At 63.6% G+C, this 27,000-nt stretch carries 29 protein-coding genes; 14 read left to right on the forward strand and 15 right to left on the reverse strand.

The window, feature by feature from the left end:
* Positions 1-61: 61 nt before the first annotated feature.
* The 4 genes from IB262_RS16250 to sdhC are packed head-to-tail and all read right to left on the reverse strand — an operon-like array spanning position 62 to position 3,498.
* Entirely contained in the window at positions 62-841 is a 780-nt protein-coding gene (locus IB262_RS16250; RefSeq protein ID WP_034802573.1) for a succinate dehydrogenase iron-sulfur subunit, read from the reverse strand.
* Positions 842-859: 18 nt separating this feature from the next.
* Positions 860-2,701 carry a succinate dehydrogenase flavoprotein subunit gene (gene sdhA, locus IB262_RS16255; protein WP_192493699.1) on the reverse strand — a complete coding sequence of 614 codons (1,842 nt, stop codon included), beginning with the start codon at positions 2,699-2,701 and terminating at the stop codon, positions 860-862.
* A gap of 7 nt (positions 2,702-2,708) precedes the next feature.
* Positions 2,709-3,089, reverse strand: coding sequence for a succinate dehydrogenase, hydrophobic membrane anchor protein (sdhD, locus tag IB262_RS16260; protein WP_034802578.1), 381 nt, complete (start codon positions 3,087-3,089; stop codon positions 2,709-2,711).
* Between the two features lie 16 nt (positions 3,090-3,105).
* Entirely contained in the window at positions 3,106-3,498 is a 393-nt protein-coding gene (sdhC, locus tag IB262_RS16265; protein ID WP_034802580.1) for a succinate dehydrogenase, cytochrome b556 subunit, read from the reverse strand.
* A gap of 305 nt (positions 3,499-3,803) precedes the next feature.
* Between sdhC and IB262_RS16270 the strand changes: the two genes are divergently transcribed.
* Positions 3,804-4,625 (forward strand): hypothetical protein, encoded by an 822-nt coding sequence (locus IB262_RS16270; RefSeq protein WP_112976115.1) that lies wholly within the window; start codon positions 3,804-3,806, stop codon positions 4,623-4,625.
* A 75-nt stretch (positions 4,626-4,700) separates the two neighbouring features.
* Here IB262_RS16270 and IB262_RS16275 read toward each other — a convergent pair whose 3' ends face one another.
* From IB262_RS16275 to tsaD, 5 genes are read right to left on the reverse strand one after another with little or no spacing between them, the layout of a single operon-like run.
* On the reverse strand, positions 4,701-5,360 hold the full coding sequence (locus tag IB262_RS16275; RefSeq protein ID WP_112976116.1) for a methyltransferase: 660 nt from the start codon (positions 5,358-5,360) through the stop codon (positions 4,701-4,703).
* 48 nt (positions 5,361-5,408) lie between these two features.
* Positions 5,409-5,840 (reverse strand): EVE domain-containing protein, encoded by a 432-nt coding sequence (locus tag IB262_RS16280; protein ID WP_034802584.1) that lies wholly within the window; start codon positions 5,838-5,840, stop codon positions 5,409-5,411.
* A 7-nt stretch (positions 5,841-5,847) separates the two neighbouring features.
* Positions 5,848-6,141: a YciI-like protein gene (locus IB262_RS16285; protein WP_034802587.1), complete on the reverse strand. Its 294-nt coding sequence runs from the start codon at positions 6,139-6,141 to the stop codon at positions 5,848-5,850.
* Between the two features lie 56 nt (positions 6,142-6,197).
* Positions 6,198-7,199 carry an NAD(P)H-dependent glycerol-3-phosphate dehydrogenase gene (locus IB262_RS16290; protein ID WP_112976117.1) on the reverse strand — a complete coding sequence of 334 codons (1,002 nt, stop codon included), beginning with the start codon at positions 7,197-7,199 and terminating at the stop codon, positions 6,198-6,200.
* A 26-nt stretch (positions 7,200-7,225) separates the two neighbouring features.
* The gene (tsaD, locus tag IB262_RS16295) at positions 7,226-8,320 is read right to left on the reverse strand and encodes a tRNA (adenosine(37)-N6)-threonylcarbamoyltransferase complex transferase subunit TsaD (RefSeq protein ID WP_112976118.1); all 1,095 of its coding nucleotides are present in this window, start codon (positions 8,318-8,320) and stop codon (positions 7,226-7,228) included.
* A 74-nt stretch (positions 8,321-8,394) separates the two neighbouring features.
* On the opposite strand from tsaD, the gene hemC reads away from it, so the two are divergent.
* The 6 genes from hemC to IB262_RS16325 all read left to right on the forward strand — a co-directional run bounded on the left by hemC (position 8,395) and on the right by IB262_RS16325 (position 14,334).
* The gene (gene hemC, locus IB262_RS16300) at positions 8,395-9,324 is read left to right on the forward strand and encodes a hydroxymethylbilane synthase (RefSeq protein ID WP_089044334.1); all 930 of its coding nucleotides are present in this window, start codon (positions 8,395-8,397) and stop codon (positions 9,322-9,324) included.
* Between the two features lie 4 nt (positions 9,325-9,328).
* Positions 9,329-10,042 carry a uroporphyrinogen-III synthase gene (locus IB262_RS16305; protein WP_112976119.1) on the forward strand — a complete coding sequence of 238 codons (714 nt, stop codon included), beginning with the start codon at positions 9,329-9,331 and terminating at the stop codon, positions 10,040-10,042.
* Positions 10,043-10,144: 102 nt separating this feature from the next.
* Positions 10,145-11,425, forward strand: a complete 1,281-nt coding sequence (locus IB262_RS16310; RefSeq protein ID WP_112976120.1) for a mitofilin family membrane protein — start codon at positions 10,145-10,147, stop codon at positions 11,423-11,425.
* 11 nt (positions 11,426-11,436) lie between these two features.
* Complete coding sequence (locus tag IB262_RS16315) at positions 11,437-13,083, forward strand: heme biosynthesis protein HemY (RefSeq protein ID WP_060586463.1); 1,647 nt, start codon at positions 11,437-11,439, stop codon at positions 13,081-13,083.
* 26 nt (positions 13,084-13,109) lie between these two features.
* A complete protein-coding gene (locus IB262_RS16320; RefSeq protein WP_112976121.1) occupies positions 13,110-13,592 on the forward strand; it encodes a TerB family tellurite resistance protein in 483 nt (160 codons plus the stop codon).
* A 7-nt stretch (positions 13,593-13,599) separates the two neighbouring features.
* Positions 13,600-14,334, forward strand: coding sequence for a glutamine amidotransferase (locus IB262_RS16325; protein ID WP_112976186.1), 735 nt, complete (start codon positions 13,600-13,602; stop codon positions 14,332-14,334).
* 21 nt (positions 14,335-14,355) lie between these two features.
* Here IB262_RS16325 and IB262_RS16330 read toward each other — a convergent pair whose 3' ends face one another.
* The gene (locus IB262_RS16330) at positions 14,356-15,597 is read right to left on the reverse strand and encodes an MFS transporter (protein ID WP_112976122.1); all 1,242 of its coding nucleotides are present in this window, start codon (positions 15,595-15,597) and stop codon (positions 14,356-14,358) included.
* Between the two features lie 237 nt (positions 15,598-15,834).
* Here IB262_RS16330 and IB262_RS16335 point away from each other — a divergent pair, with 237 nt between their 5' ends.
* Positions 15,835-16,128, forward strand: a complete 294-nt coding sequence (locus IB262_RS16335; RefSeq protein ID WP_089044330.1) for a YggT family protein — start codon at positions 15,835-15,837, stop codon at positions 16,126-16,128.
* A gap of 21 nt (positions 16,129-16,149) precedes the next feature.
* Positions 16,150-16,464, forward strand: a complete 315-nt coding sequence (locus tag IB262_RS16340) for a DUF167 domain-containing protein (RefSeq protein ID WP_060521414.1) — start codon at positions 16,150-16,152, stop codon at positions 16,462-16,464.
* Positions 16,465-16,467: 3 nt separating this feature from the next.
* On the opposite strand, the gene ppa is transcribed toward IB262_RS16340, so the two are convergent.
* Positions 16,468-17,001: an inorganic diphosphatase gene (gene ppa, locus IB262_RS16345; RefSeq protein WP_034802613.1), complete on the reverse strand. Its 534-nt coding sequence runs from the start codon at positions 16,999-17,001 to the stop codon at positions 16,468-16,470.
* A 160-nt stretch (positions 17,002-17,161) separates the two neighbouring features.
* Between ppa and IB262_RS16350 the strand changes: the two genes are divergently transcribed.
* A complete protein-coding gene (locus IB262_RS16350; RefSeq protein ID WP_060521415.1) occupies positions 17,162-17,761 on the forward strand; it encodes a hypothetical protein in 600 nt (199 codons plus the stop codon).
* A 33-nt stretch (positions 17,762-17,794) separates the two neighbouring features.
* Here the strand turns inward: IB262_RS16350 and IB262_RS16355 are convergent, their stop codons facing one another.
* The 3 genes from IB262_RS16355 to IB262_RS16365 all read right to left on the reverse strand — a co-directional run bounded on the left by IB262_RS16355 (position 17,795) and on the right by IB262_RS16365 (position 22,102).
* Positions 17,795-18,301 (reverse strand): GNAT family N-acetyltransferase, encoded by a 507-nt coding sequence (locus tag IB262_RS16355; RefSeq protein ID WP_034802619.1) that lies wholly within the window; start codon positions 18,299-18,301, stop codon positions 17,795-17,797.
* 207 nt (positions 18,302-18,508) lie between these two features.
* On the reverse strand, positions 18,509-20,335 hold the full coding sequence (typA, locus tag IB262_RS16360; protein WP_034802622.1) for a translational GTPase TypA: 1,827 nt from the start codon (positions 20,333-20,335) through the stop codon (positions 18,509-18,511).
* Between the two features lie 201 nt (positions 20,336-20,536).
* A complete protein-coding gene (locus IB262_RS16365; protein ID WP_112976123.1) occupies positions 20,537-22,102 on the reverse strand; it encodes an alkaline phosphatase in 1,566 nt (521 codons plus the stop codon).
* Between the two features lie 263 nt (positions 22,103-22,365).
* On the opposite strand from IB262_RS16365, the gene IB262_RS16370 reads away from it, so the two are divergent.
* On the forward strand, positions 22,366-23,676 hold the full coding sequence (locus IB262_RS16370; RefSeq protein ID WP_060611179.1) for an amidase: 1,311 nt from the start codon (positions 22,366-22,368) through the stop codon (positions 23,674-23,676).
* A gap of 488 nt (positions 23,677-24,164) precedes the next feature.
* On the opposite strand, the gene IB262_RS16375 is transcribed toward IB262_RS16370, so the two are convergent.
* Positions 24,165-24,326 (reverse strand): hypothetical protein, encoded by a 162-nt coding sequence (locus tag IB262_RS16375; RefSeq protein ID WP_090295460.1) that lies wholly within the window; start codon positions 24,324-24,326, stop codon positions 24,165-24,167.
* A gap of 241 nt (positions 24,327-24,567) precedes the next feature.
* Here IB262_RS16375 and IB262_RS16380 point away from each other — a divergent pair, with 241 nt between their 5' ends.
* The 3 genes from IB262_RS16380 (at position 24,568) to IB262_RS16390 (ending at position 27,000) form a co-directional block, all read left to right on the forward strand.
* A complete protein-coding gene (locus IB262_RS16380; protein ID WP_034803102.1) occupies positions 24,568-25,071 on the forward strand; it encodes a hypothetical protein in 504 nt (167 codons plus the stop codon).
* Positions 25,072-25,231: 160 nt separating this feature from the next.
* Positions 25,232-26,365 (forward strand): PspA/IM30 family protein, encoded by a 1,134-nt coding sequence (locus IB262_RS16385; protein ID WP_112976124.1) that lies wholly within the window; start codon positions 25,232-25,234, stop codon positions 26,363-26,365.
* A 5-nt stretch (positions 26,366-26,370) separates the two neighbouring features.
* Positions 26,371-27,000 (forward strand): OB-fold-containig protein, encoded by a 630-nt coding sequence (locus IB262_RS16390; protein ID WP_112976125.1) that lies wholly within the window; start codon positions 26,371-26,373, stop codon positions 26,998-27,000.

A 27,000-nucleotide genomic window follows, 5' to 3' on the forward strand; every position in this document is an offset into this window, starting at 1 on the left:
AAAACAGAAAACGGCGAGCCAGGGCCCGCCGTTTCCAAAACTTCATGTCCGGTCCGGCCGATTACACACGGCGCTCGACCAGCATCTTCTTGATCTCGCCGATCGCCTTGGCCGGGTTCAGGCCCTTCGGACAGGCCTGGGCGCAGTTCATGATCGTGTGGCAACGATAGAGGCGGAAGGGATCCTCGAGGTTGTCGAGGCGCTCGCCGGTCGCTTCGTCGCGGCTATCGATCAGCCAGCGGTAGGCCTGCAGCAGAACCGCCGGACCGAGGTAACGGTCGCCGTTCCACCAATAGCTCGGACAGGAGGTCGAGCAGCAGGCGCACAGGATGCACTCGTAGAGGCCGTCGAGCTTGAGGCGGTCCTCGTGGCTCTGCTTCCATTCCTTGGCCGGCGTCGGCGATACCGTCTTCAGCCAGGGCTCGATCGAGCGGTGCTGGGCGTAGAAGTTGGTGAGGTCGGGAACCAGGTCCTTCACGACCGGCATGTGCGGCAGCGGATAGACCTTTACCGCGCCCTTCACCTCGTCCATGCCCTTGGTGCAGGCAAGCGTGTTGGTGCCGTCGATGTTCATGGCGCATGAGCCGCAGATGCCTTCGCGGCAGGAGCGGCGCAGCGTCAGCGTCGGGTCGATCTTGTTCTTGATGTAGAGCAGACCGTCGAGCACCATCGGGCCGCAATCGTCGACATCGATGTAGAAGGTATCGATGCGCGGATTGGCACCGTCATCCGGGTTCCAGCGATAGATGCGGTATTCGCGAACGTTGGTCGCGCCGGCAGGCTTCGGCCAGACCTTGCCTTCCGTCATCTGCGAGTTCTTGGGGAGAGCGAGTTCAACCATGTGGCTTGTTCCTCAAGATCAATAGACGCGGGCCTTCGGCTCGATCTTCTTGGGATCGATGCCGTCGGCGATCAGGTCGGTATGGACGGGGCGGTAGTCGAGCTTGACGTCGCCGGCCTCGTTGACCCAGGCGAGCGTGTGCTTGCGCCAGTTGACGTCGTCGCGGCCGCCGAGCGGACCCTCGGTGTAGTCCTCGCGGGCGTGCGAACCACGGCTCTCCTTGCGCGCTTCGGCACCGTAGATCGTCGTGATGGCGTTGGCCATGAGGTTTTCGAGTTCCAGCGTCTCGACGAGGTCCGAGTTCCAGATCATCGAGCGGTCGGTGACCTTGATGTCGGGCATCTCCTTCCAGATCGCCGAAATGCGCTTGCAGCCCGATTCCAGCGATTCCTGGGTGCGGAACACGGCCGCGTCTTCCTGCATGGCGCGCTGCATCTTTTCGCGCAGCACGGCGGTCGGCGTGGAGCCATTGGCGTTACGCAGGCGGTCGAAGCGGTCCATGATCCGGTCGCAGGCGGCCTTGTTGAGTTCCGGCACGGGCTCGTTGCGGTCGATGACCTGGCCGGCGCGGATGGCGGCGGCACGACCGAAGACCACGAGGTCGATCAGCGAGTTGGAGCCGAGGCGGTTGGCGCCGTGCACCGAGGCGCAGCCGGCTTCGCCGACGGCCATCAGGCCGGGCGCGATGCGCTCCGGGTTCTGGCTGTCGGCATTCAGGACTTCGCCCCAGTAGTTGGTCGGCACGCCGCCCATGTTGTAGTGCACCGTCGGCAGAACCGGGATCGGCTCGCGGGTCACGTCGACACCGGCAAAGATCTTCGCCGATTCCGAGATGCCCGGCAGGCGCTCGTGCAGGACGGCCGGATCGAGGTGATCCAGGTGCAGGAAGATGTGGTCCTTGTTCTTGCCGACGCCGCGGCCCTCGCGGATTTCCATCGTCATGCAGCGCGAGACGACGTCACGCGAGGCAAGGTCCTTGGCGGACGGCGCATAGCGCTCCATGAAGCGCTCGCCTTCGGAGTTGACGAGGTAGCCGCCTTCGCCGCGTGCGCCTTCGGTGATCAGGCAGCCCGCACCGTAGATGCCGGTCGGATGGAACTGGACGAATTCCATGTCCTGCAGCGGCAGGCCGGCGCGTGCAATCATGCCGCCGCCGTCGCCCGTGCAGGTGTGCGCCGAGGTCGCCGAGAAATAGGCGCGGCCGTAACCGCCGGTCGCCAGTACCACCATCTTGGAGGAGAAGCGATGGATCGTGCCGTCGTCGAGGTTCCAGGCGACGACGCCGGTGCAGCGGCCGTCATCCGACATGATCAGGTCGAGCGCGAAATACTCGATGAAGAACTCGGCGTTGTTGCGCAGAGACTGACCATAGAGCGTGTGCAGGATCGCGTGGCCGGTTCGGTCGGCAGCAGCACAGGTGCGCTGGACCGGCGGGCCTTCGCCGTAGTTCTGCATGTGGCCGCCGAACGGTCGCTGATAGATCTTGCCTTCGGCGTTACGCGAGAAAGGCACGCCATAGTGCTCGAGCTCATAGACCGCCTTCGGCGCTTCCATGGCGAGATACTGCATGGCGTCGACGTCGCCGAGCCAGTCGGAACCCTTGACGGTGTCGTAGAGGTGCCACTGCCAGCTGTCCGGCGTCATGTTCTGCAGCGAGGCGGCAATGCCGCCCTGCGCGGCAACCGTGTGCGAGCGGGTCGGGAAGACCTTGGTGATGCAGGCGGTCTTCAGACCCTGCTCGGCCATGCCGAGCGTCGCGCGCAAGCCCGCACCGCCGGCGCCGACGACGACGACGTCGAAGGCGTGATCGACATATTGATAGGCCTTGCCGTTTGCAGCGGGTGAACTGTTCGATGCCATGGCGAAATTACCCTGCAAAAGCGATCTTCAGGATGGCGAAGAGACAGAGCCCGCCAACCGCGATCGTGAAAAATGTATTGAGCATGAGAAGCACGATCTTCATGCCTTCGCCATGCACGTAGTCTTCGATGATCACCTGCATGCCGAGCCGCATGTGAACGAGGCCCGAGAGCACGACGAGCGCCATGACGACGGCGACGAAGGGGTTCGCGAGCGCGGCGACGACATCCGCATAGGGCGCGCCTGCGTAGCGAACGAGAAAGATGACGAAGAAGATCAACAGCGGAACGTTGGCGACGGCCGTCAGGCGCTGGCGCCAGAAATGATCCGTGCCTTCCTTGGCCGAGCCAAGACCGCGAACCTTGCCGAGAGGAGTGCGCATATCCATGAGTATTCTCCCTCAGTCAGCGAACGAGATAGCCGACCACCCAGATCAGCAGCGTCAGCGCCACCGAACCGATGATCGTTGCCTTGGCCATCTTGGTGGCGAAGTGCTTCTCGTAGCCGTAGCCGAGATCCCAGGCAAAGTGGCGCAAGCCGCCGAGCATGTGGTGCACCAGGGCCCAGGTATAGCCGAACAGCACCAGCTTGCCGATCAGCGTACCGAACAGCCAGCTGACCCAGTCGTAATAGGCAGCACCCGACGCAGCGGCGATCAGCCACCAGGCGACGAGGATGGTCCCGAAGTAGAGCGCACCACCGGTGATGCGGTGCACAATGGACATGACCATCGTCGGGATAGGTTTATAGATTTGAAGATGCGGCGAGAGTGGCCGGCTTCTTGTGACATTCGTCATCGGAACCTCACGGAATGCCCGGATTTCCGCCCAAAAAACTGGACGATTTTAGTCCGGTATCGCACCTGATTGTGCGCAATTCAGTCATTCGGACCTTTAATCACCATAAAGCTTAACGACAAGTGTGTTTGCGGTGCAAAATCAATTTAATCGATTAGACGAATTGCGCCATTTTCCTGCCAGCCGGAGACATGGGCCGGCGTTAACGATAGCGACAAAAAGCCAAGCAATTCCGTGACTTTCCCGACGATCTGGCCCAGAGTGCCCTTAACGATTTGTTAAGCGTCACCCGGAGGGCGGGCAGAATGATTCTGTTCAGGGCAATCCATGCGACCAAAGTGCTAGCGCTTGCCGGCCTGGTCATCGCCACCAGCTACATTCCGATGGAAGCTCGAGACCGGGGCGGACTGCCGGAAGCGCAGACGCGAACACGCCATGTCAGAATGAATGCCGATCGTTTCTATCCTCGTCACGATTTCGATCGCATGGGTTATCGCAACAACTGGGACCGCCATCGCGGACCGCGCCGCGACTGGGCGTCCAACGGTGGCCCGCCGGAAGTGAACACGCGCACCCGACACGTTCGCCTGCCGCGCTACCGCCCCTACCCCGGTGCTTATGCCGGACGGTCGGAGCAGCGTGGCGGTTGGGTGCGCGACGGAGCCGGTCGCGACTACTGGACATCCGACGCCCGCAGGCACGACGGTCGCCCAGGCATCTATGACGTGCCGCCGCAGGTCTCGACCCGCACCCGCCATGTCCGCCTGCCGCAATATCGGGCCTATCCCGAGCGGTGGGGCAATGGCGGCGGATGGGCGCGCGATCAGGCCGGGCGAGAGATCTGGACATCGAGCAACCAAGGCCGAGACTATCGCCCGAGCTATTATGGCGGTGATGAATATCCGGACATCATTCCTGGTATCGGCACCTATGTCGGCGGCATTTCGGCCTATGTCGACGTCGGCAATGGCATCTATTTCAGCCAGGAAGGCGACTACGGCTATGCGGATGAGGCAGACATTGCGCCGCCGCCCGAGGCGAAACGCGGCAAGATCATCAACGTCACGCCACAGACCATGAACGGTTCCTGCGCCTACGAACACGGCGTCTGCGTCATCCGCCGGTAATCGCGGCTACAGCGATATCAGCCCGTCAGGCCAACAGCTTCAATGTCGGGCGCATCGTCGGAAGTGCAGGCATCGTCAATTGCAGGAGGTGGTGCCGAAGCGCCAGACGGTGGTGCGCTTGACCTCGCTGTCCTCCAGCGCCCGGGTGACGGGAACCTCGTAGGTGGCAAGCGCCGTCATCAGCTCGCGCGGGCAATAGGAACGTCCGGGATCGCCGACGATCACCGAGGCGCCGTTCGCGGCAAGTCCCGAAAACCACGGTTTCAACCGGTCGGCAAAAGCCTTGTCGTAGAAGACGTCGCCGGCGAGATAGACCTCGGCTTCAAGATCGCGGCCAGTGATGTCCTCGCCGGTATAGGAAAGCGTGACCCCGTTGAGTGCGGCATTGAGCCGGACGGCCGTTTCCGCCCAGGGGTCGATATCGGCGGCCAGCACCGATACTGCACCCGCCTTCATCGCCGCGATCGCCACCAGACCCGAACCGGAGGCAAAGTCGACGACACGGCGGCCGCGCACCGCTTCGGGGTGATCGAGGATGTAGCGGGCGAGCCCCTGCCCGCCGGCCCAGGCGAAGGCCCAGAACGGCGGCGGCAGGCCGATCTCCTGCAACTCTTCCTCGGTCTTCAGCCAGAGCTCATGCGCTTCGGTCGCCAGATGCAGACGGATCTCCGGCACATGCGGCGGCGTGAGCACATCGGTGTTTTCGAGGATGAAGCTTTCCGGATCGGTCTTCACAAAACTCTCCGCGCCTGCCCGAGCGTCCCGGACAGGCGGAAAACAAGACTAGCGCGGCGGATTGTCGAGCCCGCCCATGCGGCAGACCTCGAGCCATTCGTCCTCGGTCACCGGCTGCACCGACAGGCGCATGGAGGTGACGAGCGACATCTTGGCGAGCTTCGGATTGTCCTTGATCTCCTTCAGCGTCACCGGCCGCGGCATGTCGGCAACCGCGCGGATATCGACGCAGTCCCAGCGGGCGTCACCCTCGGCGGTCGAATCCGGATGCGACAGCGCGCAGACCTCGGCGATGCCGACGATCTCAAGTCCTTCGTTCGAGTGGTAGAAGAAGCCCTTGTCGCCGATCTGCATCGCCCGCATGTTGTTGCGCGCCTGATAGTTGCGCACGCCGGTCCATTCGGTGCCCTTGGCGCCGGCATCCTTCTGCATCTGCCAGGACCATTTGAACGGTTCGGATTTGTAGAGCCAATGCGCCATCTTGGTCTCAAGCCTCCGGATTGTTGAAGACCCAGTTGAAGGCCTTGATCTCGACATTGGAAAAGAGCCCGGCCTTGGCATAGGGATCGGCTTCGGCGATCGCACGCGCCTCGTCGATCGTCTCCGCCTTGACGAGCACCAGGCTACCGGTCGGCTTGCCGTCGTCGCCGAGGAACGGACCGGCCATCTTCAAAATGCCCTTGGCATTCAGGTCGTTGAGATAGGCGACGTGATCGGGGCGGGTATCGAGCCGAAGCTGCAGCGCGCCTGGCTTGTCGGTGCAATGAAGTGCGAAGAGCATGCTTCCTCCTAGAGTTTTCGTTGGTGCGGGATGCGGGCGGAAGATCGCCGCTCCCTTCATTCCTGGGTGATCGGGCGGGTCATCAACTGTTCGAGCGCGGTGCGGACATCGAGCTTGCCGTCGATGATCGCCGCCACCGCTTCGGTGATCGGCATTTCGACGCCGAGATCATGGGCGACGCGGGCAGCAACCGATGCGGCGAACGCGCCTTCGACCAGTTCTCCCTTGCGCCCGCCGGCACGGCCATCCTTGCCGAGCGAAATGCCGAAGCGCAGGTTGCGCGACTGGTGGCTGGTCGCCGTCAGGACGAGATCGCCGAGACCGGAGAGACCGCGCACAGTATCCGCCTCGCCGCCTTCGGCGGCAATGAAACGCGACATCTCCGCAAGGCCGCGCGAGATCAGCGCGGCACGGGCGCTGTCGCCAAGGCCTGCGCCCTCGACGATGCCACAGGCGATCGCCAGCACATTCTTCAGCGCGCCGCCGAGCTGCACGCCGATGCGATCCTGCGAGGGATAGAGCCGGAAGGTCGGACCCGAGAGCACCTCGGCCAGCATCGTCGCCGTCTGACCATCGGCCGCGGCGACCACCATAGCCGTCGGTAGGCCCTTGGCGATATCGGCGGCGAAACCCGGACCGGAGAGCACGCCGACCGCATGGCCGGGCAGCTCCTCCGCCAGAACGTCGGTCAGCAACCGTCCCGTCGCCTGCTCCATACCCTTGGCGCAGGTGACGATCGTGGCAGCCGCATTGATATGAGGACCATACTGTCTCGCCGCATCCCTATGCGCCTGCGACGGCATCACGAAGAGTACGACCTCGGCATCGGCAAGAACCGAGACCTCGGCCGTATGTTTCAGCGCCGGCGGCAGGTCGATGCCCGGCAGGACGTCCTCATTGCGGCCGGTGTCGCGGCAGGTTTCGGCAATCTCCGGACGACGGGCAAGCAGCGTCACGTCGCTGCCTTCGGTCGAAGCGGCAACCGCGGCGAGCGCGGTGCCAAAGGCGCCTGCGCCGACCACGACGATCTTCGGCCCGTTCTTGGAAATGTCGTTCATGCTCTATCCGTATGCTTTAGATCTTGTCACGCCTTGGCGCCGCGTTTGCCGGAACCGAGCAGCGCCTGCGCCTGGGCGTCGAGCGGCCAGCGCGAGCGCGGCGCGACATCGAGGCCGTCGGCCGCCATGCCTGCCGCCAGCCGCTCGGCACCGGCCCAGGCGATCATTGCCGCGTTGTCCGTGCAGAGCGAAAGCGGCGGCGCGATGAAGTCGAAACCGGACTGCGCGCACAAGGTCTGCAGCGTCGAGCGCAGCACCTGATTGGCGGCGACACCGCCGGCAACCACCAGCGCCGGGCGCGCCACACTGCCATGCTCCGCCTTGAAGCGCTTCAGGCCGCGCCCGACCCGATCCTTGAGCGTGCGGGAAATCGCCCGCTGGAACGAGGCGCAGATATCGGCGATGTCCTGCTCCGTTACCGGCTCCAGCGATTGCGCCACCTGGCGCACCGCCGTCTTCAATCCCGAAAAGGAAAAATCGAGCCTGGCGTCACCGACGAGCGGTCGCGGAAAATCGAAACGCTGCGGATCGCCGGCAAGTGCTGCCCGCTCGACCGCCGGACCACCCGGATACGGGAGGCCGAGCAGCTTGGCCGTTTTGTCGAAGGCTTCGCCGAGCGCATCGTCGATCGTCGTGCCCCAGCGTTCGTATTCGCCGACGCCCTTGACGAGGATCAGTTGCGTGTGACCGCCGGAAACGAGCAGCATCAGATAGGGAAAGGAGAGCCCATCGGTCAGCCGCGCGGTCAGCGCGTGGCCTTCGAGGTGATTGACGGCATAGAGTGGCTTGCCGGTTGCGCGCGCGATCGCCTTGCCGGTCATCAGCCCGACGATCAGGCCGCCGATCAGACCGGGACCACTTGTCGCAGCAATGGCGTCGATGTCGGAAAGCGTGACGCCGGCCCTGAGCAGCGCTTCCTCGATCAGCGTGTCGAGCGCCTCGACATGGGCGCGCGCCGCGATCTCCGGAACCACGCCGCCATAGGCGCTGTGCTCTTCCAGCTGGCTTAAGACCACGTCGCCGAGGATATGGCCCTTACCGCCGGAATCGCGCAAAATGACGGAAGCGGCGGTTTCGTCGCAGCTTGTTTCTATGCCGAGGATGCGCAGGGGCGGAGACATCGGGAACTACTCAAAGATTGCGGTCGCACCGAAAGGTGGGTACACGGAACTCCGGTAACAATGGATAGCCTTTGATGCAAACAAAACCTTTCCGGATCGGCACGCGCGGCAGCCCGCTGGCGCTCGCTCAAGCCCATGAAACGCGCGATCGCCTCGCAGCGGCGCATGGTCTGGCGCCGGAAATGTTCGAGGTCGTCATCCTCTCGACCAAGGGCGACCGGATCACCGACCGCTCGCTCGCCGAGATCGGCGGCAAGGGCCTGTTCACCGAAGAGATCGAGCAACAATTGCTGTCGGGCGAACTCGATTTCGCTGTGCATTCGTCCAAGGACATGCCGACGAAACTGCCTGACGGCCTCTGTCTTTCCGCCTTCCTGCCGCGTGAGGACATTCGAGATGCCTTCATCGGTAGGACGGCAAAAAAACTGATGGAACTGCCGCAGGGCGTGACCGTCGGCTCGTCGTCGCTGCGCCGCCAGGCGCTGATCCGCCGGCTGCGTCCGGATATCAATGTCATCACCTATCGCGGCCAGGTGGAAACGCGGCTGAGAAAGCTCGCCGAGGGCCAGGTCGATGCGACACTGCTTGCCTATGCGGGCCTCAAGCGTCTCGGCATGACCGACGTTCCGACCGAACTGCTCGACCCCCAGGAATTCCCGCCGGCGCCGGCCCAAGGCGCGATCTGCATCGAGAGCCGCATCGGCGACAGCCGCATCAACGACCTGCTCGCAGCCATCGACGATCCCCGCACCCATGAGGCAGTCGCCTGCGAGCGTGGCTTCCTCGCGACGCTCGACGGCTCGTGCCGCACGCCGATCGCCGGTCTCGCCACCTCGGACGGCACCCATCTCAGCTTTTCCGGCATGATCCTCACGCCCGACGGCCAGACCCATCACCGGGTTACGATCGAGGGCAAGGCCACCGACGCCGAAGCGCTTGGGCAAAAGGCCGGCGAAGAGATCCGCGCCAAGGCCGGCCCCGGCTTCTTTGCAAGCTGGACTTAAAGCCATGCGCGTGCTCGTCACCCGGCCGCTTCCCGCCGCCGAGGCGACGGTACGCCGGCTGGAAGCCGCCGGCCACCGGCCGATCCTGCTGCCGCTGATGCAGGCGACACATCTTGCTGCCGTCTCCGTTGCCGCGCTTGAAGTGCCGCATGCGGCGATCGTGCTCACCAGCGCCGAAGCCATTCGGGTGCTCGTATCGTCAGATGCAGACCTGTCACAGCATCTGGCGACCCCGTGCTTCTGCGTGGGCGCCGCCACGGCGCAGGCAGCAGCCGGGCTCGGTTTCTCCGATCTGCGCATAGCGGAGGGTACCGGCCAGTCCCTGGCGGAACTGATCGGCGCGACCATCGACACGCTGCCGCCACTTCCACTGCTCTATCTGGCAGGAACGCCGCGCTCCGAAGGGCTGGAAAAGGGACTGAGACACCGCGGCATCGAGCACCGGACGGTCGAGTGCTACCGCATGGAGCCGATCGCCCATTCGCGCGCCGCGATCGAAGATCTGCGGCGAAGCAGCCGTCCCGACGCCGTGCTTTTATACTCGCGAGAGACCGCGCGACAGTTCGTTCGCCTGCTTTCCGAAGCCGGTGTCGATGCTGCTTCCTTTGCGCCGCGCTACCTCTGCCTCAGCCCCGTGGTGGCCGAGGCACTGCCGGGTAACGTCGTGGCGGCGACCGCCGCAAGACCCGATGAAGACAGCCTTTTCAGTCTTCTCTAACATCGAATTCATCCAAAAACGGAACGGAGGGGCTTTCCCTCACCGTTCCGGCTGACTAGGTTTGAAGGAAGAGCCGACAGGCACCAACGGTAAGAGGTCACCATGGTATCGGAAAACCCGCCGCGCCGCTCGAAGTCCGAGAAGGAACCGCTGACGATCGACCTCGAAGCGGAGAAAACTGTTGCGGAACCGTCCGGCCCGGAAGCAACCGGCGAGACGCTGGCAGACGCCGCGGCCGAAAACACAGCGCATAAAGCCGAGACGGATGCGCCGATAACGGACACCAGCGACGACAGCGCCGCCGGATCCCGCCTGGACGAAGAAATCGAGGAGCAGCGCGCCGATGCCGCCGCCGACGCGGCCGCGGCCGTCTTCGCCGAAGAGCCGCCGCATGTGGCCAGCGAGCCGGAACCGGCACCGCCGCAGAAGCCGGTATCGAACTCCGGGGCGCTCGCGGCCGGCATCGTCGGCGGTCTCGTGACGCTGCTGGGCTTCGGCGGCCTGCAATATGCCGGCATCGTGCCTGGACTTGGGCCGACCCGCGGCGTCGAGCAGAACATTTCCGGCGAACTGCAGGCCCTGCGCGACCAGATCGCGGCGCTGCCCACCCCCGCAGCCGTCGTCGACAACACCGCACTCGAAGGTCGTATCGCCTCGCTCGAACAGTCCGCCTCCCAACCGGCCGCAAACGGCGCACCGAGCGCCGAGGTCGAGACGCTGAAGGCGGAAGTCGACAATCTCACCAAGGAGCTTGCAGGTCTGAAGACAGCGCTCGCCGATGCGCAGCAGGCGGCAACCGCCGAGAAGGCGGAACTGACGAGCCGCATCGAGACCGCCGAGCAGAAGCTCAACGAGCCGGTCAACGATATCCAGATGGCGAGAGCCGTTGCGGTCACTGCACTGAAGTCGGCCATCGATCGCGGCGGGCCTTTCCTCGCCGAACTCGACGCGCTGCGCAGCATCGCGCCTGACGAACAAGCCGTCGCCGCGCTCGCCCAGGATGCCCAGGTCGGCGTGCCGACCCGGACCGACCTGCGCCGCGAGTTCCCGAAAACCGCCGACGCCATGCTCGACGCTCTCAACCAGCCCGACCCGAACGAAGGCATCTTCGATCGGCTAGTGTCCAGCGCCATGTCCGGCATTCGCGTGCGTCCCGTCGGCAGCGTCGAGGGTGAAACGCCCGAAGCCGTCATCGCCCGGATCGAGGACAAGCTGAACAATGGCGACCTCAAGGGCGCCGCTCTGGAATGGAATGGTCTGCCCGACACCGCCAAGCCGGCGGGCGAGGCTTTCAAGGCCAAGCTCGACCAGCGTTTGCGGGTCGAAGCCGCGATCGATGCCGCCGTCGCTGCGACGATGGCAAAACCAGGCACGGAAGGCTGAGGGAACCAGATATGATCCGCATTCTGATTTTCATCCTGATCGTGCTTGGTCTCGGCCTCGGCTTCGCCTGGCTCGCCGACCGGCCGGGCGAACTTTCGGTCGTCTGGCAGGGCCAGTTGATCGAGATGAGCCTGATGCGCGCGGCATCGCTGCTGATCTCGCTGATTGCCGCGGTGCTGATCGTCGTCTGGCTGGTGCGCACCATCTGGCTTTCGCCGCACACGGTCACCCGCTATTTCCGCGCCCGCAAGCGCGACCGCGGCTACCAGGCGCTGTCGACCGGCCTGATCGCCGCCGGCGCCGGTGACGCCAATCTTGCCCGCAAGATGACCGCCCGCACCCGCGGCCTGATCAGCGCCGACCAGGAACCGCTGATCCACCTGCTCGAAGCCCAGACCGCACTGATCGAAGGCAAGTACGACGACGCCCGCCGCAAGTTCGAGCTGATGGCCGACGATCCGGAGACGCGCGAACTCGGGCTTCGCGGCCTTTATCTCGAGGCCAAGCGGCTCGGCGCCCACGAGGCCGCGCGGCAATATGCCGAGCGCGCCGCCGAAAAGGCGCCGCACCTGCCCTGGGCAGCGCTTGCAACCCTCGACAGCCAAAGCCAGGCGGGACAGTGGGACGATGCCTTGCGTCTGCTCGACCAGAGCCGTGTCGCCCATGTGGTCGATCGCAAGGAGGCCGATCGCAAGAAGGCAGTGCTGCTGACGGCGCGCGCAATGACGAAGCTCGAGGGCGACGTGAAAGGTGCGCGGGACGATGCGCTTGCCGCGCTGAAGCTCGACGAACATCTCGTGCCGGCGGCGCTGACGGCCGCCAAGGCGCTGTTTCGCGAGGACAACCTGCGCAAGGGCACCTCGATCCTGGAGAAGAACTGGAAGCACGAGCCGCATCCGGACGTGGCCCGGCTCTACGTGCGCGCCCGCGGCGGCGACACTGCGGTCGACCGGTTGAAACGGGCGCGCAAGCTCGAAGCCTTGAAGCCCAACAATGCCGTGGCGATGGCTGCCGTCGCCGAAGCCGCGCTCGAAGCGCGCGAACTGCTTCTGGCTCGCACCAAGGCGGAAGCCGCCGCCCGGCTCGACCCGACCGAGAGCATCTTCCTGCTGCTTGCCGACATCGAAGAGGCCGACACCGGCGACGAGGGCCGCATCCGTCACTGGATGGCGCAGGCGCTGAAGAGCCCGCGCGATCCGGCCTGGACCGCCGACGGCGTGACCTCGCCGACCTGGCTGCCGGTCTCGCCGGTCAGCGGCCGGCTCGATGCCTTCGAATGGAAAGCCCCGCCGCATACGCTTTCGGCCACCGTCGACCACGACCAATCGAACGCCGACGAGGCGATCCGCAGCCTGCCCGCCGTGGTGGAGGCGCATGTGCACCAGCCCGCACCCGCAGCCCGGCGCAGCGAGACGCCCGTGATCCTCGAGGCCGAGCGCGAGGAGCCGCGTCCGGCACCGCAGCCGATCAAGGTCGCCGAGCGCAAGGCGCCGGAACCGGTTGCCGACAAGCCTCCGGTCAAGGCGGAGAAGGAAGAGGGCGCGAATGGCGAGCACAGGCCCGATCCCTTCTTCGGCCGCCCGCCGGATGACCCCGGCGTGCGCGATCCGGCCGCTGGCGAGAAGGCGCCGGAAAAGACGACTTTCCGATTGTTCTGAGTTCTCAAGGGGCTGTGGCAAAATACATGTTTGAACGCTTACGGACGTTTCTCGATGGTCTGACCGGCCCGGCGAAGCGCATAGAGCATGGCGATCCGCGCGTGGCGGTCATCGCTCTCTGTTTCCAGGTGATGGAGGCCGACGGCCGGATCCTCGCGTCCGAGCGGCGCAAGATGCGCAAGGTCATCAAGGAGCATTACAAGCTCGACGATACCTCGCTCTCCGCTTTGATCGAAGCCGGCGAGACTGCCGAGAGCGAGGCGATCGACTTCTACCAATTCACTGCCGAGCTCAAGCGTCACCTCTCCGAGGAGCAACGCGTCGAACTCGTCGGCATGCTCTGGGACGTTGTCTATGCCGATGGCGAGCGCAGTGAGATGGAAGATCACGTGATCTGGCGTATTGCCGATCTGCTCGGCGTTTCCGGTCGCGACCGGGTGTTGCAGCGCCAGGAGGCGGCGGCCAGAAGCGACACGGTCGAGGAAGCCGAGTCACAACAGGATAACTGAAATGCCGATGCCCGACGACAGCGCCCGAAAACCCGTCCTGATCATCCTGCATCAGGAGCGATCGAGCGCCGGCCGCGTCGGCCAGATACTCGAGCAGAAGGGTTTTAGGCTCGACATCCGTCGTCCGGCGCTCGGCGACGATCTTCCGGAAACGCTGGAACGGCACAGCGGCACGATCGTGTTCGGCGGCCCGATGAGCGCCAATGACGAGGAAGAATTCGTCCGCCGCGAGATCGACTGGCTTTCCGTGCCGCTCAAGGAAAACAAGCCCTATCTCGGCATCTGCCTCGGCGCGCAGATGCTGGCGCGCAACCTCGGCGGCTCGGTGGCACCCCATCACGAAGGCATGACCGAGATCGGCTGGTATCCGCTGGTTGCGACCGAGGCCGGCAAGGCGCTGATGGACTGGCCGGCCATGGTCTACCATTTCCACCGCGAAGGCTTCGACCTGCCTTCCGGCGCCGAGCTGCTCGCAACTGGCGACACCTACCCCAACCAGGCCTTCCGCTATGGAGACAATGCCTGGGGCATCCAGTTCCATGGCGAACTCACTCGCGCGATGATGCATCGCTGGGTGGTGCACGGCGCCCATCGCTTCGAGATGCCCGGTGCCCAGGTGGGCAAGGCCCATCTCGACGGCCGCATGCAGCACGACGGGCCGCTGCGCACCTGGATGGAGAACTTCCTGGAACTGATTTTCCTGCGCGATGAACGGCCGGGAGAAAAGGCGGAAAGCGCGTAACGGGCCCTCCGCTCGCACCGCTTACTTGTGGTGATCGGGCACGTCCAGCGTATCGATCTTGCGCAACTGCGGAAAGCCAAGCGCCCAAAGCCCTGAGACGAGCAGCGTGCCCATGCCACCGAAGACGACGGCAAAGACCCCGCCGAAGCCGGACGCCATCATGCCGGCGCGGAATTCGCCAAGCTCGTTCGACGCGCCGATGAAGACCATGTTGACGGCGTTGACCCGGCCGCGCAGTTCGTCCGGCGTCCAGAGCGTGATCAGCGTCTCGCGCACATAGACCGATACCATGTCGGCAGCACCCATGACGACGAGGGCCGCGATCGAGACCCAGGGGGTCGCTGAAAGGCCGAAGATAACGGTGCCGAGACCGAAGAGCGCCACGCCGATGAACATGTAGAAACCGGCACGATGACGGATCGGGTGCGCCGCCAGCCAGACCGCCATGGCAACGGCGCCGACACCCGGGGCCGCGCGCAACAGGCCGAGCCCCCAGGGGCCGAGGTCGAGGATATCGCGGGCAAAGACCGGCATCAGCGCCACGGCGCCGCCGAGCAGCACTGCAAAAAGGTCGAGCGATATGGCGCCGAGCACCACCTTCTCCGTCTTGATGTAGCGGAAGCCGGCGGTGATCGTCTGCCAGCTTTGCGCCGAGGCCTGGGTGCGCGTCGCCGGCTTCGGAATGGCAAAGACCATGAATGCGGAGGCGAGGAAGAAGCAGAAGCCGATGGCATAAGGAAAGACCGCGCCGAGCGCGTAGATGAGACCACCCGCGACCGGGCCGACGATCATCGCGGTCTGCCAGGAGGTGGAGTTCCAGGCGATCGCGTTGGGCAGATCATCCGGCGGCACGAGGTTAGGCGCCAGCGATTGCGACGCGGGTGCAAGGAATGCACGCTCGATGCCGAAGACCACGAGAACCGCATAAACCGGCCACGGCGAAAACAGCCCGGTGACTGTCAGCGCGAGCAGCGCCGCTGCGCAAAGCGTGCTGACCACCATGCAGACGCCCATGATCATGCGCCGGTTGTAGCGGTCGGCCACGGATCCTGTGACGAGGATCAGCACCAGCGATGGCAGGAACTGGAAAAGGCCGATCAAGCCGAGATCGAAGGGATCGCGCGTCAGATCGTAGATCTGCCAGCCGACCGCGACAGAGATGATCTGGATCGCGAAATAGGCGAGGAAGCGCGAGAAGAAGTAGCGACGATAGCCGACATGCCGAAACGCGGCAAAACGATGCGAGGCATGGACGGCGGACATGAGGAAGTCGCTCCTGAAGCGGGTTGCGCAAAACTGGGTCGCGGTTTTGCGATAACGACAAGTGAAACGTCAATATTCAAAAGGCAGGCAGCGCATCTGAAGGATCGCGACACGCTTTCGTCGGCACCGACTGTCGAGCGGCCACACGTTAAACATGATCGCGCCCGATAAACCGGCGTACTTGCTCGTTTAGGTCTCAATGTCTACATGTCTGTCAATAACGATTTGGAGACCGGCATGCTTGCTGTTATCGGCACCTTGAACTTCATCATCAACATCGCGTGGTTTCTGGTCATCGCGTCGGCCATCTTTTCCTGGCTCTACGCGTTCAATGTCATCAACGTGAACAACCAGGCGATCAACATGATCGGCCGCTCGCTTTACCAGTTGACCGAGCCGCTCTACCGCCCGATCCGCCGCATCCTGCCCGACATGGGCGGCGTCGACCTTTCGCCGCTGGTCGTTCTGGTAATCCTCTATTTCATCCAGCTTTTCCTGAACACGACGATCGCGCCGGCCTTGCTGGGCTGACGACGGCCGGCCAGGTGCAGGGTGAGTAGCACGGCCTTCACCGCGCATGGCGACCATGTTCGCCTGACGGTGCGCCTGACGCCGAACGGCGGCCGTGATGCCATCGACGGGCTGGAAGCGGCGGATGGCGAAGAATATCTGAAAGTGCGCGTCCGCGCGGTCCCGGAGAAAGGCAAGGCCAATCAGGCACTGCTTGCCTTTCTTGCCAAGACGCTCGGGCTTGCCAAGAGCAAGCTCTCCCTCATCTCAGGCGAAACGCAGCGCAAAAAAATCCTCCGGATCGAGAGCGACCCGGAGGATCTGATGAAACGCCTTGCCGAACTGGCCGGCAGATAAAGCTTACTTGGCGCCCTTGGCGCGCTCGACGGCTTCCTTGATCAGCTGGCGGGCGGTGGAAGCGTCCTTCCAGCCGTAGATCTTCACCCACTTGCCGGGCTCCAGATCCTTGTAGTGCTCGAAGAAGTGCTCGATCTGCTTCAGCGTGATTTCCGGCAGGTCGGTGTATTCGTGAACCTTGTCGTAGCGCTGCGTCAGGTGACCCGACGGAACGGCGATGATCTTCTCGTCCTGACCGGAATTGTCTTCCATCATCATCACGCCGATCGGGCGGACATTGATGACGCAGCCCGGAACCAGCGGACGGGTGTTGCAGATCAAAACGTCGATCGGATCGCCATCGTCCGAGAGCGTATGCGGCACGAAGCCGTAGTTGCCCGGATAGGTCATCGGCGTATAGAGGAAGCGGTCGACGACCAGCGTGCCGGCTTCCTTGTCCATCTCGTACTTGATCGGATGGCCGCCGACGGGAACCTCAACGATCACGTTGACATCTTCTGGTGGATTCTTTCCGATGGAAATCGCGTCGATGCGCATGGATCTACTCCAGGGTCGGTTTGAGAAGTTTGCCCGTCGGATAAAGGGAAACATGCCGCGATGCAACATAACTTTCGTCCGTAGCGCAGATTCAACCGGTCGTTTTGCGCCTGCCCATCGACCTCTACAGGTCTGCCAATCGCGTTTGAGGGAGTTTCGTATGAACGGAAGGGTTGCATGCCTGGCGCTGGTGCTTTTGTCCGCCGGCCCCGTCTTGGCCAATGAGAGCGTCTATACCGACATCGGCCGCGACAAGTGCAAGACGATCGCCGAAGAAGAGGGCATGTACGCGTTGATGACCTGCCCCGGCCATGCAGACTATCCCGTTCGCTTCAAGGAAGCCGACATCCGCCAGAGTGTTTCGTTCGGCCACCTGAACCAGCGCTATGCCGACGACGCTTTCGAGAGTTTCATTCCATTCAACCACGCCGGCACGACCGTGGAGTGGCGGGTTGCCAAGGATGGCAAGGCCGTAGCGACGATCCTGCGCTGGTTCATCGAGAACACGGACGCGTCCGGCGCTTCGGTTCCTGCGCTTCAGGGGCAGGTGCTCGTCATTTCCAAGGTGGCCGAGAAGGATGACGGCAAGGGTTGCGTCGCCGGCTATGTCGATGCGCTTGCCAATCCCGATCCGAATGCGCTTGCTCGCAAGATCGCCGACGAGGTGGCACCGACCTTCCGCTGCGGCGTCGACAAGCCCACCTATCACGGCACGCGGGGCGACAAGGCGGCCGATCCCAACAACGAACTGCCTGAGTAAGTCTTTGATTTCAGTGTCGCGGAGGCGTCGGGCCTAGTTCCAGGCGAAGCCGACTTTCTTCAGGTGCTTGTCGCCGAAATCTTCCATGCCTTCGGCGATATCGGTGCCGCCGGCACCCTGGAAGAACTGGTAGGCATGCTCGCTGTCTTCGAGGCACCAGACGACGAGGCCACGGCAGCCGAGCGAACGCAGCAGACTCTTGGCCTCGCCGAAGAGAATACGCCCGAGGCCGATGCCCTGGTATTCCGGCCTCAGGTAGATCTCGTAGATCTCGCCTTCCTGCGGCAGGGCCTTGGCGCGGCTGAGGCCGAGCGTTGCGTAGCCGGCGATGGTTCCGGCGACGTCGACGACGAGCAGCGTGGCAGGACCGCGGGTCGCCTTGCGCCACCAGGTCTCGTCACGGCGATTGACCATCTGAACGAGCGGACGATGGGGAATGAGACCGCCATAGGTCTGCAGCCACGAAACGCGGTGCACATCGGCAATTGCCGACGCTTCCTGCGGCTCTCCGGGCCGAATCTCTATCGAAACAGTCTTCATGACTCGCGACTCTAAACACACACAAGGCGAACAGGAATCCCGCCCGGTTGCCAGCCTGCGTTAACCCACAGGCAACTTTAACGGCACCCAATGGAAGGTTAACGCCTTTTTAACTTTATCCGCAAGTCGCCCATCGGTGGCACACACAGCAAAAACCCCGGATCGCTCCGGGGTTTTTCTGAAACTCGTAGTATCGATCAGGATCGATCAGGCAGCGCCAGCCGTGCGGGCCTTTTCGAAGCGCTTGCGATCGTTCGGGTCGAGGTGCAGCTTGCGAAGACGGATCGACTTCGGCGTCACTTCGACCAGCTCGTCGTCCTGGATCCAGGAGAGCGCGCGCTCGAGCGTCATGCGGATCGGCGGCGTCAGGCGAACAGCTTCGTCCTTGCCGGCGGCGCGCATGTTGGTGAGTTTCTTGCCCTTGAGCACGTTCACTTCGAGATCGTTGTCGCGGGTGTGGATGCCGATGATCATGCCGGCATAGACCTTCTCGCCGGCGTCGATGATCATCGGGCCGCGGTCTTCCAGGTTGAACATCGCGTAGGCAACCGATTCACCGGCGTCGTTCGAAAGCAGAACGCCGTTGACGCGACCACCGATCTCGCCCTTGTAGGGCTGGTAGGCGTGGAACAGGCGGTTCATGATCGCCGTGCCGCGGGTATCGGTCAAAAGTTCCGACTGGTAGCCGATGAGGCCGCGGGTCGGAGCGAAGAACACCAGACGGACGCGATTGCCGCCAGACGGACGCAGTTCGACCATCTCGGCCTTGCGCTCGGACATCTTCTGCACGACGACGCCCGAATGCTCTTCGTCGACGTCGATCACGACTTCTTCGATCGGCTCGAGCATCTGGCCGTTGTCATCCTTGTGCATGACGACGCGCGGACGCGAAACGGCAAGCTCGAAGCCTTCACGACGCATGGTTTCGATGAGAACCGCAAGCTGCAGTTCGCCGCGGCCTGATACGAAGAAGGAGTCCTTTTCCGAGGATTCTTCGATCTTCAGCGCAACGTTGCCTTCGGCTTCCTTGAACAGGCGGTCGCGGATGACGCGGCTCGTGACCTTGTCGCCTTCGGTGCCGGCAAGCGGGCTGTCGTTGACGATGAAGGACATGGTGACGGTCGGCGGGTCGATCGGCTGCGCGGTCAGCGCTTCGGCGACCGACGGATCGCAGAAGGTGTCGGCGACGGTGCCCTTGGTAAGGCCGGCGATCGCAACGATGTCGCCTGCCTGCGCTTCTTCGATCGGCTGACGCTCGATGCCGCGGAAGGCGAGGATCTTCGAGATACGGCCGGTTTCAAGCAGCTTGCCATCCTGGCCGAGAACCTTGACGGCCTGGTTCGGCTTGACGGTGCCCGAGTGAACGCGACCGGTGATGATGCGGCCGAGGAAGGGGTTGGCTTCGAGGATCGTGCCGATCATACGGAACGGGCCTTCGGCAACCGTCGGCTCCGGCACGTGCTGCAGCACCAGGTCGAGCAGCGGCGCCATGCCCTGGTCCTTCGGACCTTCCGGGTTGACGTTCATCCAGCCATCGCGGCCCGAACCGTAGAGGATCGGGAAGTCGAGCTGCTCGTCAGAGGCGTCGAGGTTGGCGAAGAGGTCGAAGACTTCGTTGATGACTTCTTCGTGGCGGCCGTCCGGGCGGTCGATCTTGTTGATCGCGACGATCGGCTTCAAGCCGACCTTCAGCGCCTTGCCGACGACGAACTTCGTCTGCGGCATCGGGCCCTCGGAAGCGTCGACGAGAACGATGGCGCCGTCCACCATCGACAGGATGCGCTCGACTTCACCGCCGAAGTCGGCGTGGCCGGGGGTGTCGACGATGTTGATGCGCACGCCCTTCCATTCGACCGAAGTCGCCTTGGCGAGGATGGTGATGCCGCGTTCTTTTTCGATGTCGTTGGAGTCCATGACGCGTTCGGCAACGCGCTGGTTTTCGCGGAACGAGCCCGACTGCTTCAGGAGCTCGTCAACAAGGGTCGTTTTCCCATGGTCGACGTGCGCGATAATCGCGATGTTACGAATGCTCATTTTTCGTCTCGGAAGGTTCAGGGCAAGCCCCGATGGGCCACGCCGCTTTTTCAATGGTCGCGCTCATACAGGTTTTTTTGCGATTGCGAAAGGGGGGCGCGCGCATGAGCGTCGTGTTCAAATGCCGGTAGGCCATGGGTTTGCACTCGTCAGGGGTCTCACGAACGCCGTTTGCAAAGCTGTTGGCCGCGACCGAATTCCTCATGCAATTGCGGCCGGATCGAGCGTCACGCGCCAGAGTTCCTGGTCCTGCCGGTCCATCAGCCGCACCGTCATCTGCTGCGTCTGGCCGTTGATATCGACGATGCCGAAAAACTGCAGACCAGCCGATGGCGGCAGGTTCTGGTCGATGCCGCCGCCGGATGCCTTGATGAAGCGAACCTCCGGCCCGAAGGTCATGTCGAGCTCCTTCGGCCCATAGGTGCCGGAATGCAGTGGACCGGACACGAACTCCCAGAACGGCGTGAAATCCTTGAATGCGCCGCGCGCGGGATCGTAGTGATGCGCGGCGGTGTAGTGCACGTCCGCCGTCAGCCAGACGAGGTTGTCGATGCCGTTGTCGCGGACGAAGCGCAAGAGATCGGCAAATTCGCGTTCGCGCCCCGCGGGCGGACCGTTGTCGCCATTGGCGATCGCGTCCGAGCCGCGCCGGTTGGTGTAATCGTCCCAGACGACGAGACCGATCGGCATGTCGCAGGCGATCACCTTCCAGGTGGCCCGCGAGGCAGCAAGTTCGCGCTTAAGCCAGTCGACCTGCCGCCAGCCGAACAGGGCGCCGCCGCCGTCTTCTCCCTGATTGGCGCCGCGATAGGATCTGAGGTCAACGAAGAACACGTCGAGCAACGGACCATAGCCGATCTTGCGGAAGATGCGGCCGGGCTGCGTTGCCGGCATGCGGATCGGCGTCATCTCGTGGAACGCCCGCGCCGCCCGCTCGGCATAGACGGCAACATCCTTTTCCGGATAGCGCGCGTCGTCGCGCAGGTCGGTCGAGGCCGACCAGTTGTTCAGCACCTCGTGGTCGTCCCATTGATAGAAAGTGGGGCACACGGCGTTGAGTTGCCTCACATGCTCGTCGAGCAGATTGTATTTCCATTGCCCGCGATATTCTTCCAGCGTCCGCGCCACGTCACGCTTCTCATGCGTCACCACGCGGTTCTTCCAGACACCGCCATCACGTAGCGCTATCTCGTCAGGGATCGGGTTATCGGCATAGATCGTGTCACCGGAATGAATGAAGAAGTCCGGCTCGTGCTGGCGCATGGTCGAATAGGTCTTCATGCCGACATCATCAATGCCCCAGCCCTGCCCGGCCGTGTCGCCAGACCAGACGAAGCGGATCGAGCGCTTGCGCAAGGGGGCGGTGCGAAACCGGCCGGTGACCGGCGCGGAGACGCGGTTGACGTCGTAGAGATCCGTGGCGGTGAAGCGGTAGAAAATATCCTGGTCCGGCAGCAGCCCGTCGAGCGAACATTTGATCGCGCAATCCGTCTGCGGCGTCGCCGTCAGATCGGCAAGGCGAAGGGGGTTGGAGAAGCTCTCGGTGGTCGAGTATTCGACCGACACCTTCGACGGGCGATCCACCCGTGTCCAGATCATGCCGGAGGACGTATCGACATCGCCCGATTGCACGCCGTGAATGAATTCCGGCCGGCCGTAGCCGCGTGCATAAAAGGGTGTCGCAAGACCGGATGAGGCCACGAAGCCCGCGGCACCGGCGGAAAGCAGGAAAGAACGCCTCGAAAGCGTCTTGAGGATATCGGCCAAACAGACCTCCGATTCGGCAGCGCCACCGCGCGTGCCGGACCTTTGGTCATCTGGGTGTCAGCGACGTAACAGCCGCATGAAACTATTTGAACGGTTTGGCGACAGTTCGGTGAAGGCCGGAGCTGGCCGCGGCGACAATGGGACGATGGCAAACGCCGCCAATGCTGTTATCAAAGGCGATCAGCGTTGGCCTTGGTGAATCCGGGCAACGAACCCGCCTCCTGCCCCCGTTCGGTGGCCACACAAATTGACAGGTGATCATCGTGTCCCATGCCGCCAACGTCTCCGTCCGCGACCGCCTGGAACAGATCCTGAGCCGGCTCAACGATCGCCGGCACGAGGAAAAGGCTTTTGTCCGGCTCTACGAAGAGCGCGCGCGGAGCGAGGCAGACGCGGCCGACCGCCGCCGGCAGGCGGGGGACAGCCTTGGGCCGCTCGACGGCAAGATCGTTTCAATCAAGGACCTGTTGGATATCGCCGGCGAACCGACGCTTGCCGGCTCCATCATCCGCCGCGACGCGCCGCCGGCCCAAAAAGACGCGCTCGTTGTCCAGCGGCTGCGTGCTGCCGGTGCGGTCATTATCGGCAAGACGCATATGACCGAATTCGCGTTTACGGCCGTCGGCCTCAATCCGCACTACCCGGTACCCGGCAACGCCACCGACGAAAGCCTGATCCCCGGCGGTTCATCCTCGGGCGCTGGCGTGTCGGCAGCAGAAGGCACCTGTGATATTGCCATCGGTTCAGATACCGGTGGCTCGATCCGCATCCCCGCGGCGCTGAACGGCATTGTCGGCTTCAAGCCGACAGCCAGCCGCATCCCGCTCGATGGCGCCTTTCCGCTCTCGCCGGTTCTGGATTCGCTCGGACCGCTCGCCCGGACCGTTGCCGATTGTGCAGCGACCGATGCTGTGATGGCCGGCGAGCAGCCAAGGCCGCTTGTCGCCCGCCCTGTCGCGGGTCTTCGTATCGGCATCCCCCGTGGCAGGCTGTTTGAAGACCTCTCCCCCGAAGTCGCCGACGCCTTTGCGGCAAGCCTCGACCGACTGGCCAAAGCGGGTGCTGAGATCGTCGACTGCACCATCGATGACTTGATCGAGAAGCTCGGCCAAGCGACGCGGATCGGCTCGATTGCGGGCCTGGAGGCAAGCCGTATCCACGCCGGATGGCTGGGTGATGCGGCCGTCCCAGTCGACGAAAGGGTCAAGTTCTCGCTTCGCCGCCGCCTTTTGGTGCCCGACGCGGCGATCTCGGCCCTGCTGCAAACCCGGCATGCGCTCGCCGCCGCCATGGACGAGCGGCTCTCGCCCTACGATCTCATCGCACTGCCGACGACGCCGATTGCGGCCGTGTCCATCGCAAGCGTCGACACCGACGCGGCGGAATACGACCGCGTGGAGAGCCTGCTGCTGCGCAACTGCCAAGTCGCCAACCAGTTCGATCTCACCGCTATCACCCTGCCGATGCCAGGCCTTGTGCGGCCGGCCGGACTGATGCTGGTTGGGAGAAACGGAACCGATGCGACCGTACTGGCGTCAGCCCTTTCAGCCGAGGCGCTGCTTCAGGAAGCTTGAACGGCGCGCCCGATGGTCATCGAATGAATCACCGGCCTGCAAGCAGGCCGGTTCGGCAGTCGTCGTCGAAGGACATCAAGCGGGCATGGATCCCATTGAAATCGGAACCCCGCAACGCCTTGTTCTCTAAGGCCAGTCGCTCGCGCCTTGATGCGCCAAGCATGCCGAGCGATGTGCGCGCCGATTTTGCGACAGCGATATGCGATGAAGCAGACTTGATCTGCGACGCGCTTTAGCGTGAGCGCTTCGAGGCCCGAAGGATCAGCCAGACCGGTGCGCCGATAATCAGCAGCGCTATGACCGTATGCCAGATCGAAAATGTCATGCTTGTGCGTCTCCCCTAGCGCAAGCGATACGTGGCCGCGAACTCTCCCGACATCCGACGCGTCGCCGATTGGAACCCGGTCAAAACAGGACATCCCTGATTCGATTCGCAACCGATGGTGGATTACGTTCGAAAAATAGTTCGTGGAGGAGACGCGCTCCGCTCAATGCATCGTTTCGCCGGAGATCTCGTCACGGAGGATGCGGAAGGCATCTTCAAGCGCGGCGACCAAGACATCGGTCAGTTCGTCGCCGTCATTGTTCGCGAGATAGAGGGCAACCATCTTGTCGGATGGGTCGCGGTAATGCTCGATATCGTTTGACATATCATTGTCCTTCATTCGCCGTGTCACATCCCGGCCATTGAGGCGACTATAGGCGAAGGGACTTGCGTAAAGCTGGATGCATGACATCAGGCGAAGAGCACAGCACGCAGCGTCGCGTTATTCTCCATGCGCTCCCTAACGGGGTCGACTGACAAAGGATAGAGGAAAGCGACCTATTTCGCTCGCGCCGGGCGCACGAGCACGCTAGAGCATGTCGCCGACGAACGACGCGGGAATGAGCATGTCGAAGAAAACCAAGAGCGACGAAACCGCGGACGTGCAGCGCCTGAAACTCGATTTTCCCGACATCCATGCGGATCTGATCGCCGGCCGTATCCCGTCGCTGCGCAAGGCGCTTATCGCGGCAGGGCTTAAGGACGAGCGCACGCGCCTCGACAAGCTCAAGAATTCCTGGACCAAGGCAAGCCCCACCGAGCGTGAAACGTTCCTCAAGTGGCTTAGCAGCAATGGCGGCCCGGACGGGCTTGCCCCACACGCTCATATCGATCCGCCGCTCGCAGCGCCCCCCGCGATTGCCAGCGGTCGCTACCTGCTCCCCGAAACGATCGCCGAAATCCGCACGATCATGAATCGCCGCCGGATGCGGGCGAACGACATCATGGCCGAGATGGGATTTGCCGGCGACGACCTGTCCCTCACCCGCGCCCTGTCCAAGGGCGCAAGCCTGCGGCTCTCGGTGATTGCCGCGCTGGAAACCTGGTTGCGCAACAACGCGGCGGAGTGAACCCGCCGGACAATCGTCCGCTTTCAACGCGCCCCTTTTCCGCCCGCTGCAACCCGCATTGCCGGCGCGCGACCGTTGCGCGCGTTCAGCAGAAGAATACTGCAACTTAAACCTGAGCCAATCCTTGAAAGCACGAAAGTGGTGCTTTATGTTATTGCTCATGGCTCTGGGCAACCACACGTCGATCTTGTACTACGATCTCGCGCCGGACGCGGAGGCCAGACGCGCGCTGGAAGAAACCTTCGTTGCCTACGCCGACATGCTGGCGATGCTCGATGAACTCGCCGGCGAAAAGGCGGGCGCCAATCTCGTAACGTTGCATGAACTTGCCTACGAAACGGTCCGGGAGCGCACCGGGCTTCCGGCGCGCATGGTCACGCTTGGACTGCGTGACTTCGCGGCAAACCGCGGACAGCAGGCCAATGCCGAAAGGCTGCCGCTGGACGACAAGCTTTTCGCAATCAAGGGACCGTCGGATCTGACCGTCGCCACCGTGCGTGGTCGCGTCGCAATCCCATACGACGTCGCCGGCTATTCGCCGGGCACTCTGAATATCTTCGCCGCCCAGCTCGTTGCACAGCACGGCGGCTATCAGATCCACATTGGCGTCACCACGCATTCCGACCGAACGGAGAAGAAAATGATGACGAATGAAGGCATCCTATCCCGTATGGGCCGCTTGATCGCCGGTCTCGCCAATGCCGCCGTCGACAAGGCGGAAGGCAGCAACAAGATCGTGATCGTCGAACAGGCGCTCCGCGAAATCGACGCGGCCGCCGAAGAGGCCCGGGTCGATATCGGCCAGGCACGCGCCGAGGAGTATCGCATCCTCAGCCGCCGCGACGAAATCGGCGCCGATCTCGAAAAGCTCGACGAAAAGATCAGCACCGCCATCTCTGCCGCCCGGGAAGACCTTGCCAAGGCCGGTGTCGCCCGCCAGATCGACCTGGAATCGCAGCTGGCCGCGCTGGACAAGGCGCTGGCCGGCGCCCGCACCGATCTCGAAGAGGGCCAGCAGGCGCTGCAGGCGGTGCTTGCCACCCGCCGCGAGGCCGAGGCGCGGCTCGCCGATCTCAAGCGCAGCATCGCCCAGTTCCCCGAGAGCAAGGTTTCGGGCCTGGCGAAGCCCGGCCCGGTGGACGGTGCCGCCCGCGCCGCTGCCGCCGTCTCCCGCGCCACGGGCGTACCGGGCGGAGAACACGGCAACAGCGCCGAGCTGGACGAACTCGACCGCCTGCATCGCGATCGGGCGATCGAGGCGAGACTGGCCGCACTCAAGGCAAAGCAGCACTGACGCCGATGCTGTTCTTCCTCGCCCCGGAATCCCTACCCTTCGCGGTTGCGGCGGTGATGTTGGCCGCCTTCACCGGCATCGAGCTCCTCTGCCTGCTGCTCGGCTTCTCACTGGGCGAGGCGATCGACAAGGCCTGGCTGGACGACCACAACGCATTGGGCGGGCTGATGTCCTGGTTCAATGTCGGCGGCGTACCGCTGCTCGTGCTGCTGATGCTTTTCCTCGGCCTCTTCGCGATGATCGGTTTTGTCATCCAGGCGGTGGCCGGGGCCCTGTGGGCGCCGCTGCCTGCCCTTGTCGCGGCGCTACCGGCACTCGCCGTCTCGCTGCCCGCAGTTCGGATGTCGACCCGATGGGTGGCAAAGATCGTGCCGCGTGACGAAAGCTATGCCGTCGATCTCGGCGATTTCGTCGGCCGCAGCGGCGAAGTCACCGTCGGCCCACTGGACCAGGGCCTGCCGGGACGCATCCGCCTCAAGGATCGCCACGGCAACTGGCATGTGCTGCGCGCGCGCGCCGCCCGCAACGAGCAACCGATCGCCATCGGCGCGCAGGTGCTCGTCGTCGACCGCGTTTCCAACATTTTCATTGCGATATCGGCGCCGGCAGACCTGCTGACGCCGCCCAATCCTTAA

Origin of the sequence: Ensifer sp. ENS02 (assembly GCF_014851885.1) — a bacterium.
Taxonomy (GTDB): Bacteria; Pseudomonadota; Alphaproteobacteria; order Rhizobiales; family Rhizobiaceae; genus Ensifer; species Ensifer adhaerens.